Source organism: Aequitasia blattaphilus (genome assembly GCF_024721305.1).
GTDB lineage: Bacteria > Bacillota > Clostridia > Lachnospirales > Lachnospiraceae > Aequitasia > Aequitasia blattaphila.
The window spans coordinates 13267-25688 of sequence record NZ_JAMXOD010000018.1; the positions used below are offsets into that span (position 1 = coordinate 13267).

The 12422-nt window shown below is 32.8% G+C and carries 13 protein-coding genes and 1 tRNA gene; 13 read left to right on the plus strand and 1 reads right to left on the minus strand.

Features of this window, described 5'->3' with window-relative positions; translation table 11 throughout:
- Positions 1-45: 45 nt before the first annotated feature.
- Genes rnpA through rsmG form a run of 7 tightly spaced genes read left to right on the plus strand, consistent with a single transcriptional unit; the run spans position 46 to position 6505 of the window.
- Positions 46-381, plus strand: a complete 336-nt coding sequence (rnpA, locus tag NHH15_RS11875; protein ID WP_262066895.1) for a ribonuclease P protein component — start codon at positions 46-48, stop codon at positions 379-381.
- 15 nt (positions 382-396) lie between these two features.
- Positions 397-609, plus strand: coding sequence for a membrane protein insertion efficiency factor YidD (gene yidD / locus NHH15_RS11880; RefSeq protein ID WP_262066896.1), 213 nt, complete (start codon positions 397-399; stop codon positions 607-609).
- Positions 610-635: 26 nt separating this feature from the next.
- Positions 636-1706 carry a YidC/Oxa1 family membrane protein insertase gene (gene yidC / locus NHH15_RS11885; protein WP_262066897.1) on the plus strand — a complete coding sequence of 357 codons (1071 nt, stop codon included), beginning with the start codon at positions 636-638 and terminating at the stop codon, positions 1704-1706.
- A gap of 11 nt (positions 1707-1717) precedes the next feature.
- Positions 1718-2470, plus strand: coding sequence for an RNA-binding cell elongation regulator Jag/EloR (gene jag / locus NHH15_RS11890; RefSeq protein ID WP_262066898.1), 753 nt, complete (start codon positions 1718-1720; stop codon positions 2468-2470).
- Between the two features lie 54 nt (positions 2471-2524).
- On the plus strand, positions 2525-3919 hold the full coding sequence (gene mnmE, locus NHH15_RS11895) for a tRNA uridine-5-carboxymethylaminomethyl(34) synthesis GTPase MnmE (protein ID WP_262066899.1): 1395 nt from the start codon (positions 2525-2527) through the stop codon (positions 3917-3919).
- Positions 3885-5789 (plus strand): tRNA uridine-5-carboxymethylaminomethyl(34) synthesis enzyme MnmG, encoded by a 1905-nt coding sequence (gene mnmG, locus NHH15_RS11900; RefSeq protein WP_262066900.1) that lies wholly within the window; start codon positions 3885-3887, stop codon positions 5787-5789. Before mnmE ends, mnmG begins: the two co-directional genes overlap by 35 nt.
- A gap of 2 nt (positions 5790-5791) precedes the next feature.
- Positions 5792-6505, plus strand: a complete 714-nt coding sequence (gene rsmG / locus NHH15_RS11905; RefSeq protein ID WP_262066901.1) for a 16S rRNA (guanine(527)-N(7))-methyltransferase RsmG — start codon at positions 5792-5794, stop codon at positions 6503-6505.
- Here the strand turns inward: rsmG and NHH15_RS11910 are convergent.
- The gene (locus NHH15_RS11910) at positions 6497-7426 is read right to left on the minus strand and encodes an alpha/beta fold hydrolase (RefSeq protein WP_262066902.1); all 930 of its coding nucleotides are present in this window, start codon (positions 7424-7426) and stop codon (positions 6497-6499) included. The two genes, rsmG and NHH15_RS11910, sit on opposite strands and share 9 nt — an antisense overlap.
- A 181-nt stretch (positions 7427-7607) precedes the next feature.
- Between NHH15_RS11910 and NHH15_RS11915 the strand changes: the two genes are divergently transcribed.
- The 6 genes from NHH15_RS11915 to NHH15_RS11940 all read left to right on the plus strand — a co-directional run bounded on the left by NHH15_RS11915 (position 7608) and on the right by NHH15_RS11940 (position 12279).
- Positions 7608-8372: a ParA family protein gene (locus NHH15_RS11915; RefSeq protein ID WP_262066903.1), complete on the plus strand. Its 765-nt coding sequence runs from the start codon at positions 7608-7610 to the stop codon at positions 8370-8372.
- 9 nt (positions 8373-8381) lie between these two features.
- Positions 8382-9278 carry a ParB/RepB/Spo0J family partition protein gene (locus tag NHH15_RS11920; RefSeq protein ID WP_262066904.1) on the plus strand — a complete coding sequence of 299 codons (897 nt, stop codon included), beginning with the start codon at positions 8382-8384 and terminating at the stop codon, positions 9276-9278.
- Positions 9279-9284: 6 nt separating this feature from the next.
- Complete coding sequence (locus tag NHH15_RS11925; RefSeq protein ID WP_262066905.1) at positions 9285-9824, plus strand: DUF4446 family protein; 540 nt, start codon at positions 9285-9287, stop codon at positions 9822-9824.
- Positions 9825-9832: 8 nt separating this feature from the next.
- Positions 9833-11116: a serine--tRNA ligase gene (gene serS / locus NHH15_RS11930; protein ID WP_262066906.1), complete on the plus strand. Its 1284-nt coding sequence runs from the start codon at positions 9833-9835 to the stop codon at positions 11114-11116.
- A gap of 11 nt (positions 11117-11127) precedes the next feature.
- Positions 11128-12006: a DUF3881 family protein gene (locus tag NHH15_RS11935; protein WP_262066907.1), complete on the plus strand. Its 879-nt coding sequence runs from the start codon at positions 11128-11130 to the stop codon at positions 12004-12006.
- A 196-nt stretch (positions 12007-12202) separates the two neighbouring features.
- Positions 12203-12279, plus strand: a tRNA-Arg gene (locus NHH15_RS11940).
- Positions 12280-12422: the final 143 nt, after the last annotated feature.

Sequence of the window (12422 nt, forward strand, 5' to 3'; positions counted from 1 at the left end):
CGCATATTTGTGGCCTTTTCTTCTCTTTAAATTAGGAGAAAATGTATGGATTTTTCTGAATCATTGAGGAAAAATAATGAGTTTAGAAATGTATATAACAAAGGGAAAAGTCTTAGTAATAGACAGCTTGTTATGTACATATTAGAAAATAATCAGGAAAAAAATAGAATTGGAATTTCTGTGTCTAAAAAGGTAGGAAATAGCGTAGTAAGGCATAGAATAAAAAGACTAATTAAAGAAGCATATCGATTACAAGAAGAACGGTTTAAAGTTGGATATGATATTGTAATTATTGCACGAGCAAATGCAGTAGGAAGAAATTTTGATGAAATGAAAAAAGCAGTATTACATTTGAGCCGTCTTCATAATTTAATAAATTGAAAGTGGAGTGATTCTGTGAAAAGAGTTCTTATAGCTCTCGTTAAGTTTTATCGTAAGTATTTGTCGGGGTTAAAAGGAGGATCAAGTTGTAAATATTATCCTACTTGTTCTACTTATGCCTTAGAAGCGATTGAAAAATACGGCGCTCTTAAAGGTGGACGTCTTGCTATATGGAGAATTTTAAGATGTAATCCATTTTCAAAAGGTGGAGTAGATTTTGTACCCTAAAAAAGAATTTATTGGAGGATTTATAAATGACAGGATTGCTATTATCATCAACGGCTAATTGGCCGATTGTAGGTCAAATTGCGTGGTTAATGGGTAAATTGATGAACTTTATCTATACTACGCTGGATCAAATGCTGACAACAGATGTTGGATTGGTTGGTTTATCAATGGTAATATATACGGTTATCGTATATATGGTAATGTTACCAATGACAATTAACCAGCAGAAATCGTCAAAAATGCAGGCGGCAATGACACCTGAAATAAATAAGATACGTGATAAATATAAAAATAAAAAAGATCAGACTTCGATGATGAAGCAGCAAGAAGAAATGCAGCAAGTATATGATAAATATGGTACATCTATGTTAAGTAGTTGTCTTCCATTATTAATTCAAATGCCTTTCTTATTTGCACTTTATCCTGTAATTTTAGATATAAAAAAATATGTACCTGCAATTAAGAATGCTCCTGCAGCGGTGAATCGATTTTTAACAATACCAGATATCACGGTTTCACCTGCAGATATGATGAAAAATAGTGGATCTTTTGGCGTTGCATCTTGGATTATTATAGCAACAGCAATTGCACTTCCACTGATATCAGCTGTTACTCAGTTTGTAAGTAATAAGTTATTACAGTCAGCAAATCAAACATCTGTAGATAGTGATAATCCTATGGCAGGATCTATGAAAACGATGACTTATATAATGCCACTTATGTCAGTATTTATCGTATTTTCTTCGCCTTGTGCTATTGGTATATACTGGATTGTTAGTGCATTTGTTCGTTTGGTTCAACAGCTTCTTGTAAATAAGCATTTAAAGAAAATGTCTATTGATGAAATTATCGAAAAGAATAGAGAAAAAGCAAAGAAAAAGCAAGAAAAGCGTGGTGAAAAAGCAGAAAAAATAAATACCATGGCAAATGTAAATACAAGAAATATTAAGGAAAATGTTGAAAGAGGAAATTCAGGTATATCTGAGTCAGAACGTGAAAAAATTCTTAAAGAAGCGAAAGAAAAGACAAAGGATGCTAAACCAGGTAGTTTGGCTGATAAAGCAAATCTGGTTAGAAAATACAATGAAAATAAGTAGGAGGTAGAGGGATGGATTACATTACTGTATCGGCTAAAACTCTGGATGATGCACTTACTGAAGCTTTAGTAGAGCTGGGAGTTACAAGTGATCAATTGGATTATGAGGTTATTGAAAAAGGCAGTGCAGGTTTTTTGGGAATTGGGGCTAAACAAGCTGTTATTAAAGCAAGGAAGAAAATTCCTCAACCAAAAGTAGAAGAGGAAAAAGTAGAAAAAGAATTCAAGCAGGAAATTAAAAAAGAAGAAGCAGTAAAAGAAATAAAAGAAACAAAATCCTCAGAGGTTGTAGCAGTTCAAGCAGATACTGCAGAAGTAACAACTCAGTTTATAAAAGATGTACTGAAAGCAATGAATATGGAAGAAGTAAATGTTACATCTAAAATTGAGGATGAAGGTATGTTAAGCATTGATATGGAAGGTTCTAATATGGGAATCTTGATTGGTAAAAGAGGACAGACTTTAGATTCACTTCAATATCTTGCAAATCGTGTTGCAAATAAAAATCAAGAAGGTTATGTGCGTGTTAAGCTTGATACAGAGGATTATAGAAAAAGAAGAAAAGATACTTTGGAAAATCTGGCAAAAAATATTGCCAGCAAAGTAAAAAGAACTAGAAGATCTGTTTCTCTTGAACCAATGAATCCTTACGAGAGAAGAATTATACATTCCGCTCTTCAAGGTGATCCTGGAGTAGACACTCATAGCGAGGGTAATGAACCATATCGTAAGGTTGTTGTAACCTACGTAAATAGCAGAAGATAAAAAAGAGGGGATACATTTCCCTCTTCTTTTTTCTATTGTAAAGGAGTTTTTCTTATGATTAAAGATGAAAATAGAACCATTGCAGCAATATCTACAGCTGTAAGTCCTTCAGGAATTGGAATTGTAAGGATGTCAGGTAATCAGTCAATTGAGATTGCTGACAAGGTTTTTAAGGGTAAAAAAAGTCTGCATGAATCAAAGAGCCATAGGATACATTATGGACACATATATGAAGAAAATCAAATGGTAGATGAAGTTTTGGTTATGTTAATGAAGGGACCACATAGCTTTACGAAAGAAGATACAGTCGAAATAAATTGTCATGGAGGAGTTTTTATAGTAAAGAAAGTTTTGGATTTACTTATAAAGAATGGAGCTTCTCCAGCATTACCCGGTGAATTTACAAAAAGAGCTTTTTTAAATGGGAGAATGGATTTATCTCAGGCAGAAGCTGTATCAGATTTGATTTATTCACAAAACGATTATGCATTAAAAAATTCTGTAAATCAGTTAAAAGGAAAATTAAAAGATACAATTCAAGAGATACGAAATGAAATTATTTACAATACTGCATTTATTGAAACAGCTTTGGATGATCCAGAACATATAAGTATGGAGGGATTTTCAGATAAGCTTAATATAGAAATAAAAAAATGGCTTAAAAAACTTAATAATTTAATAGATAGTAATGAAAATGGTAAAATTATTAGTGAGGGAATTAAAACTGTTATTGTCGGAAAACCAAATGCTGGAAAATCTTCTCTTCTCAATGTATTATTAGGTGAAGAACGGGCGATTGTAACAGATATTGAGGGCACTACTAGAGATATATTAGAAGAGCATATAAATTTAAATGGTATACTTCTAAACATTATCGATACGGCAGGTATTCGTGATACGGATGATAAAGTTGAGAAAATAGGAGTTTCAAAAGCTGCTTCTTATGTGGAAGAAGCTGATTTGATTCTTTATGTTATAGATGCATCCAGAGCATTAGATGAGAATGATGAAACAATTATGAAAATGATAGATGGAAAAAAATGCATTTTCTTACTAAATAAGACGGATTTGGATACAGTAATTTCTAAAAGTGATTTTGCAAGTAATCTTGCAAATAGTAATTTAAAGGAAAATGCGGTAATAGAGGTATCTGCAATAAATATAACCGGTATTGATGAAGTTGAAGAAACTATTAAGAGAATGTTTTATGAAGGAAATATTTCATTTAACAATGAAATATTTATTACCAATGTGAGACAAAAGGATGCTTTAGTTCATGCAAAAGAGTCAATATTACGTGTTGAAAGTAGTGTAGAAAATCAAATGCCGGAAGATCTTTATACCATTGATTTATTAGATGCATATGAATATTTAGGTGAGATAACAGGTGAAACGATAGGAGAAGATTTAGTAAATGAAATATTCCAAAAATTCTGTATGGGAAAATAATGATTATTATGATGTAGTAGTTGTAGGTGGCGGTCATGCGGGATGTGAGGCGGCCTTAGCAACATCGAGACTGGGGTTTTCCACAATCCTTTTTACGGTTAGTGTGGATAGTATTGCTTTGATGCCTTGTAATCCAAATATTGGAGGCAGTTCAAAAGGCCATTTGGTTAGAGAAATTGATGCTTTGGGAGGGGAAATGGGCAAAGTAATTGATTCCTCTTTCATTCAGTCAAAAATGTTGAATAAATCAAAAGGACCTGCTGTTCATTCATTGAGAGCTCAAGCTGATAAAGCGAGATACTCTAGAAATATGAGACAAGTATTAGAAAAGCAAGAAAGACTAGAAATAAAACAAGGTGAAGTAGCAAAAATATTAACAGAGGAAAATAAGATTGTAGGTGTTATGACTTACTCAGGAGCAATTTTCTCTTGTAAGGCTGTTATTCTTTGTACAGGAACTTATTTGAAGGCCAGATGTATTTACGGTGACGTTGCTCAAAATATTGGACCAAATGGCCTTCAAGCGGCTAATAATCTTACAGATTCATTAAAAGAACTGGGAATTACTCTTTATCGGTTTAAAACAGGTACACCTGCGAGAATCGATGGGAGTACTGTGGATTTTTCAAAAATGGAAGAACAAAAGGGTGATGAAAAAATTCAACCATTTTCATTCACAACAAATCCAGCAGATGTACAAATCGATCAGGTTTCTTGCTGGCTTACATACACCAATAATGAAACACATAGTATTATACGGGAAAATCTAGATCGATCTCCTTTGTATAGTGGTATGATTGAGGGAACTGGACCCAGGTATTGCCCTTCAATAGAGGATAAGGTTGTAAAATTTGCGGATAAAGAAAGACATCAAGTTTTTATAGAGCCAGAGGGATTAGAGACCAATGAAATGTATATAGGTGGTATGTCCAGTTCGTTGCCGGAGGATGTCCAATATCGTATGTATCGAACAGTTCCTGGGTTGGAAAATGTGAGAATTACAAGAAATGCTTATGCTATTGAATATGATTGTATTGATGCCAGACAATTAAAGTCAACCTTAGAATTCAAAAAAATAAACGGATTGTTCAGTGCTGGTCAATTTAACGGAAGCTCAGGATATGAAGAAGCAGCTGCACAAGGTTTGATAGCAGGAATTAATACAGCTAGAAAACTACAGGAAAAAGAGCAGATATCCTTAGATCGATCAACATCTTACATCGGTGTTCTAATTGATGATTTAGTGACAAAAGAAAGTCATGAACCATATAGAATGATGACATCAAGGGCAGAATACAGACTTCTTTTGAGACAAGATAATGCGGATCAAAGGTTAACGAAGCTAGGATATGAAGTAGGTTTAATAGATGAAGAGCGTTTAAATAAGCTGACCTTAAAAGAAAAGCTGATTCAAGAGGAAATTAACAGGCTGGAAAATACACATATTGGAAATAGCCAAAGGGTACAAGAATTGTTAATTGAAAATAAATCGACTCTTCTTCCTTCGGGAGCATCTTTAGCGGATTTGATTCGTAGACCGGAATTAAATTATAGTATTTTAGCCGAAATAGATGAAGAAAGGCCTATATTCCCTGAGGATTTAGCAGATGAAGTAATTGAACAAGTAAATATATCGATTAAATATGAAGGATATATTAAACGTCAGAAAAAGCAAGTAGAGCAATTTAAGAAATTAGAGGATAAAAAAATTCCTGAGGATATTAACTATGATGAAATAGAGAGTCTCAGAATTGAAGCAAGACAGAAATTAAAAACGATTCGACCAAGTTCAATTGGACAAGCAGGACGTATTTCGGGGGTATCACCAGCCGATATTTCGGTTTTACTTGTATTTTTAAGTGGAGTGTAGAAATGAAAAATAAAATAAAAAGTGAAGTAGGAAAATTAGGAATTGATTTGTCTGATCATCAAATAGAGCAGTTTATTTCTTATTATGAGCTATTAGTTGAATGGAACCAGAAGATGAATTTAACGTCCATCACAGAATTTAATGAGGTGTTATTAAAACATTTCGTTGATAGTTTGAGTATTATTAAAATAATTGATTTAAAAAATATACAAAATGTAATAGATATTGGTACTGGAGCAGGATTTCCTGGTATACCTTTAAAAATTGTATTTCCTCATTTGGATGTTACTCTTTTGGATTCTTTGAATAAGAGAATTCTATTTTTAGAAGAGGTAGTTAAAAAATTGAATTTAAAAAATATCTGTTCTATACATGGTAGAGCAGAAGATTTTGCTAAAAATAGTGACTACAGAGAAAAATATGATTTGGTTGTTTCAAGAGCTGTGGCGAATTTATCCACACTTTTAGAATACTGTATTCCATATGTGAAAGTGGAAGGCAAGTTTATATCCTATAAGGCCAGTGGATCAGATGAAGAAATTCAAGGAGCAGGGAATACTTTCAAAATATTAAAGAGTCGTGTGGATAATGTATTAGAATTTAATTTAGGTGATACAGATATAAAAAGAACTTTTTTAGAAATAAAAAAGGAAGGGGAGACGGATATAAAATATCCGAGAAGATCTCCTCTTCCATCAAAAAAACCATTAGGATAAATAAATATTTAATATATCAATGAATTTTTTAGGACTTTCAATCTGAGGCATAGAATATGTATCGGATATGGAAGTCTTTTCTATTGCAGGTAAATATTCCATATAAGTATTTTCATAAACTTCATTTAATACATTATCTTCCCCAGTTATGATATAGATACTATTATTTAAGGTTTTTATAAAATGAATAACACTTGTATTTGTGTATCCTCCTAGTATACTTGCAAAAACATGTTTTGTAAGAGAATTATCTACATGGGCAGATTCAAAATAAATATCCAGAAGAGAGGAATCAACATGACCTGCTTTTGACTTGATTACACTTTTTCTATTTAGAATGTGGTAAAGTAAAGTTCCAATTAGAGGAAGATTAACAAACCAAGATAGAGTTCTTTTTCTTTTACTAAAACCCTCATTATGTTTTTTTAACTCTTCAGGTGTTACCATCACAATTTGATTGATAATATCCTTATCATTATTACAAGCAGCCAATACAAAAGAGGATGAACTACCACTTACAACGATATCTGTTTTTTTACCAATAACTTGTTTAATAAAATCGGATATCAATTGAACATATAAATAGTTTGTATATATGATATTTGGTTTATCAGAGCGCCCACATCCAAATAAATCTAAGGCATAAACAGTATATTTTTTTGAAAGTTCATCAAAAACTTTATTCCATTCATCACAAGAACTATAATTAACTAAATCGTGTATTAAAAGTATGGGTTTACCCCTTCCTTGTTTGCGGAAAAACACCCGACCGAATTTCCAGTTAAAAAAATCTCCAGATGTTCTTCGTAAATAATTCATTTTTGTTGCATTATATGATAGTACTCGATTTGTAATGTGAATTGCACCAATTGTCATTCCGGTGAATGATACCAAACATGCAAATTTCTTTTTCCAATTCATTTTAAACACCAACTTTCATCATAATATGAATATTATACTATAATAGAGAGAAAAGTTAAAGTACAGATAAGATGTTTCACGTGAAACATTTAAGAAAATGTGATTAATTGCCAATTAATGTTTCACGTGAAACATTAATATGGTATACTATCTAGGTACTGAGAATGGAAAGGTGAGAATTATGGGAAAAGTAATGGCTATTGCCAATCAAAAAGGTGGAGTTGGGAAGACAACTACAGCAATTAATCTTGCCTCGTGTCTTGCTGAAAGAGGTAAAAAGGTACTTGCATTAGATATGGATCCACAAGGAAACATGTCTAGTGGTTTAGGAATTGATAAAAATAATATAGAATATACGATGTATGATTTAATTGTTGGAGAAAGCAATTTAGAAAACACATTAATAAAGGAAGCACTTGATTATTTAGATGTTTTGCCTTCAAATGTTAACTTGTCAGCAGCAGAAGTTGAGTTAATTGGTATGGAGGATAAGGAATTTATAGTAAAAGAAATCATAAAGGAAATAAGAGATGATTATGATTATATAATCATTGATTGTCCTCCTTCACTTAGCATGCTTACAGTTAATGCGATGACAACAGCAGATTCAGTAATTATTCCGATACAATGTGAATATTATGCTTTAGAAGGCTTAAGTCAGTTAATGCAAACAGTTGAATTAGTGACAAATCGCTTAAATCCGGACTTGAAAATAGAAGGCATTCTTTTTACAATGTATGATTCCAGAACGAATCTATCTATGCAGGTTGTTGAAAATGTAAAGGAAAATATAGAGCAGCCAATTTATGAAACTATTATTCCAAGGAATATTCGTCTGGCTGAAGCTCCGAGCTATGGATTGCCAATTAATTTGTATGATGAAAAATCAGCAGGGGCATTAAGTTATACAAAATTAGCAGAAGAAGTGATAGGAAGAGGTAAGTAGGAGGTAATTATGGCAGTTAAGAGAAAAGGCCTAGGAAAAGGACTAGATAGTTTAATACCGGATAAAAATGTTTCTCCATCAACTAAAACAAAGGTAGAAGATGACACGAATTTAAAAGTAGTGCTACTGAACATAAATGATGTAGAACCAAATAAGGTACAACCAAGAAAGCATTTCAATGAAGACAGTATTATTGAATTAGCAGATTCAATCAAGCAAAAAGGTGTAATATCTCCAATTTTGGTTAATAAGAAAGATGATTATTATCAGATTATCTCAGGAGAAAGAAGATGGAGAGCATCAAAACATTTGGGATTGAAAGAAATTCCAGCCTTTATTAAGGATTATTCTGATTTAGAAACTCTTGAGGTAGCTATAATAGAGAATGTACAGAGAGAGGATTTAAATCCTATTGAGGAAGCTAAAGCATATAAGCAGCTTTTAGAAGAACATAGTCTAAAACAAGATGAAATAGCAGAAAAGGTATCAAAAAGCAGAACAGCAATAACGAACACCATGAGATTACTTAAATTGGATGATCGTGTACAAGATATGATTATTGATGATATGATATCTACAGGACATGCAAGAGCACTTTTAGCAATAGACGATAAAGAACAGCAATATACTTTAGCAACAAGAATATTTGATGAGAAATTAAGTGTTCGTGATATCGAAAAAATTGTTAAGAGTATGAAGAATCCCAAGAAAGAAAAACAAAAGAAAAAGCTTGAAAATGCCTTTATTTTTACTGATTTAGAAGAAAAAATGCAGCAAGCAATTGGTACTAGAGTTAAAATTGCAGCGAAAGATAACGGTAAAGGTAAAATTGAAATCGAATATTATTCAAATGAGGAACTAGAACACTTGTTCGAAATGATAACAAGCATACAAAAAGGAGAGTAATATAGAATGGAAAGTAAGATATTAAAGGGGATTGGGATCGATCCTGGAATATTTATTATAATCTTATTTATAGCAGTTATTATACTTGCAGCACTACTTTTTAAGATTAATATGAATTATGTAAGACTGAAAAATAGTTATGGAACTTTTATGAAGGGTAGAGATGCAAAGTCTTTAGAGGAAGCTTTTCGTGAAAGATTTTCGGAAATGGATTCCATTGTAAAAGTGGTAAAACAAAATCGTATAGATCTTCGTATTTTAATGAAAAAGAACGCAAATAATTATCAGAAGCTTGGTATTATTAAATATGATGCTTTTAATGAAATGGGTGGAAAATTAAGTTTTGCTCTTGCTATGTTAGATGAAAAGAACAATGGATGGATTATTAATGCAATGCATAGCAGAGAAGGTTGTTATACATATATTAAAGAAATTGTAAAGGGACGAAGTTATGTAGAGCTTGCCGAAGAAGAGGCAGAAGCATTGGATAAAGCAATCTATAATGAAAATTTTGAGTTAAATGAAAAGGAAAAAGAAGAGGAGTAAGTGAAATTATGTTAGATATAAAATTTGTAAGATCAAACCCTGATGAAGTAAGAGAAAATATTAAGAAAAAATTTCAAGACAGTAAATTACCATTGGTGGATGAAGTAATTGAATTGGATTTAAGAAATAGAGAAATCAAGCAGGAAGTAGAAGCTTTAAGGGCTGAAAAAAATAAAATATCTAAGGAAATTGGCGCTCTTATGGCACAAGGAAAGAAAGATGAAGCAGAGGAAGTAAAAAAAGAAGTTGCAAAAAACGCTGCTTCAATTGAAAGTCTAAGTGTAGAGGAAAAAGAAGTCGAAGAAAATATTAAAAAGATTATGATGACAATTCCTCAGATGATTGACGCATCTGTACCAGTGGGTAAAGATGATTCTGAAAATGTTGAAATCGAGAGATTTGGTGATCCAGTTGTTCCAGATTTCGAAATTCCTTATCACACTGATATTATGAAATCCTTCAAGGGGATTGATTTGGAAAGTGCTGGTAAGGTTGCAGGAAATGGATTTTATTACTTAATGGGAGATATTGCAAGACTTCATTCGGGCGTAATTTCATATGCCAGAGATTTTATGATTAATCGTGGATTTACATACTGCATCCCCCCTTATATGATTCGTAGTGAGGTAGTAACAGGAGTTATGAGCTTTGCAGAAATGGATGCAATGATGTATAAGATAGAGGGAGAGGATCTTTATCTGATTGGTACCAGTGAACATTCAATGATTGGAAAGTTTATTAATTCTATGACAGATGAAGCAGATTTACCACAGACTTTAACCAGCTATTCTCCTTGCTTTAGAAAAGAAAAGGGAGCACACGGTATTGAAGAAAGAGGAGTATATCGTATTCACCAGTTTGAAAAGCAAGAAATGATTGTTGTATGTAAGCCGGAAGAAAGTATGAAATGGTATGATGTATTGTGGAAAAACACAGTAGATTTGTTTAGAACTTTGGATATTCCAGTTCGTACATTAGAATGCTGTTCAGGAGATTTGGCAGATTTGAAAGTAAAATCTGTAGATGTTGAGGCATGGTCACCTAGACAACAAAAGTATTTTGAGGTTGGAAGCTGTTCTAACTTAGGAGATGCTCAGGCAAGAAGACTTGGAATTCGTGTAAAAGGTGAGAAAGAGAAATATTTTGCTCATACATTAAATAATACAGTAGTGGCACCTCCAAGAATGCTCATTGCATTTTTGGAAAACAATTTAAAAGAAGACGGAAGTGTGAGTATTCCAAAAGCATTACAACCATATATGGGTGGTATGGAAGAAATACAACCGAAATAAGAGATTATAAAATGCATAAATATTTTAAAGCAATTGGGTTTGAGGATGTCAAATCCAAGCAAGAAGAAGATATAATAATTGAAGATGTAAAATATGATTATACTCATCATGAATTGGTGGGGATTGATGAAGTATGGGATTTCTGTGAGTTTCAAAAAGAGTATGGCCCTGGAATCGGTGTCTCTGTTTGTGGTTACATGAATGAGTCTGAGTACTTCGAAAAGGAATATGAATATCCTTTTTTTCTGGGAACAGGTATTACCTCATATTCTGAGGTTCTGGTAGAAAAAAGGATTGATCGAAACGATTATGTTGGAATCTGTGAAGATTTAAATGTGGGGGTAAGCCTTGTTTTTAAACTCCAGAATACATTAGAGTTATTAAGAGAAAAGCAGAAGAAAAAACAGGAAGTGAAATACCGTTCGGTAACTCTTTCCGGACTCTGTAATGCAGGAACGATTCTTTTTCCAATTATGAAAAGCGAAGCACAGAAAAAGCAGATTAATGAAGAAAAAAAGAATCGTATGATGCTTATAAATGAAGCGAAAAGTGGAGACCAAAGAGCAATTGAAAGCCTGACGTTGGATGATATTGATACGTATTCCCAGGTATCAAGACGAATCATACATGAGGATGTTTTTAGTATCGTAGATAGTTATATTATGCCTTTTGGAATTGAAAGTGATATTTATTCAATACTAGGGGAAATAAAGCAACTGACAAAGGTGGAGAACGAATTGTCAAAAGAGGAGATTTATCTTTTAAGCCTGGAAGTAAATGATCTGAAATTTGATGTTTGTGTTCCTGTTTCTTCTATTATTGGAGAACCAGAGGTTGGAAGACGTTTTAAGGGAAATGTTTGGCTGCAAGGGTATATACATTTCCGTTAAAATCTAGTCATCTTTACAAAATCATAATAATAAAGTATAATAACTGCGGTCACCAAATTTATATAGGTGGTCGCAGAATATAGGTCTCTATAGTTAAACGGATATAATACGCCCCTCCTAAGAAAGTGTTAAAACATAACCCTAGGGGAAAAAAGAAAGTGTTAGCAAGTAAAAATAAATATAGATTTTTTCAGATGTCGCTATAGCTCAGCTGGATAGAGCGACCGCCTCCTAAGCGGTAGGTCGGAGGTTCAAATCCTCTTAGCGACGCCAAAAACTCCGCCGAAAGTGTTGTAAAATCAACGTTTTCGGCGTTTTCTATTTTCAAAGACAAATTGCAATATATGGTGAGCATTGGGCGGTGAGGATGACCGGAAAGAAATAGAACTATTCATTGTAAGCAAGAATTAGCTTGC

What these genes read in the sequence shown, in the direction of transcription:
- rnpA (WP_262066895.1), top strand. Translation starts at nt 46, where the DNA reads ATGGATTTTTCTGAATCATTGAGGAAAAATAATGAGTTTAGAAATGTA.
- yidC (WP_262066897.1), top strand. Translation starts at nt 636, where the DNA reads ATGACAGGATTGCTATTATCATCAACGGCTAATTGGCCGATTGTAGGT.
- jag (WP_262066898.1), top strand. Translation starts at nt 1,718, where the DNA reads ATGGATTACATTACTGTATCGGCTAAAACTCTGGATGATGCACTTACT.
- mnmE (WP_262066899.1), top strand. Translation starts at nt 2,525, where the DNA reads ATGATTAAAGATGAAAATAGAACCATTGCAGCAATATCTACAGCTGTA.
- mnmG (WP_262066900.1), top strand. Translation starts at nt 3,885, where the DNA reads ATGAAATATTCCAAAAATTCTGTATGGGAAAATAATGATTATTATGAT.
- rsmG (WP_262066901.1), top strand. Translation starts at nt 5,792, where the DNA reads ATGAAAAATAAAATAAAAAGTGAAGTAGGAAAATTAGGAATTGATTTG.
- NHH15_RS11910 (WP_262066902.1), bottom strand. Translation starts at nt 7,426, where the DNA reads ATGAATTGGAAAAAGAAATTTGCATGTTTGGTATCATTCACCGGAATG.
- NHH15_RS11915 (WP_262066903.1), top strand. Translation starts at nt 7,608, where the DNA reads ATGGGAAAAGTAATGGCTATTGCCAATCAAAAAGGTGGAGTTGGGAAG.
- NHH15_RS11920 (WP_262066904.1), top strand. Translation starts at nt 8,382, where the DNA reads ATGGCAGTTAAGAGAAAAGGCCTAGGAAAAGGACTAGATAGTTTAATA.
- NHH15_RS11925 (WP_262066905.1), top strand. Translation starts at nt 9,285, where the DNA reads ATGGAAAGTAAGATATTAAAGGGGATTGGGATCGATCCTGGAATATTT.
- serS (WP_262066906.1), top strand. Translation starts at nt 9,833, where the DNA reads ATGTTAGATATAAAATTTGTAAGATCAAACCCTGATGAAGTAAGAGAA.
- NHH15_RS11935 (WP_262066907.1), top strand. Translation starts at nt 11,128, where the DNA reads ATGCATAAATATTTTAAAGCAATTGGGTTTGAGGATGTCAAATCCAAG.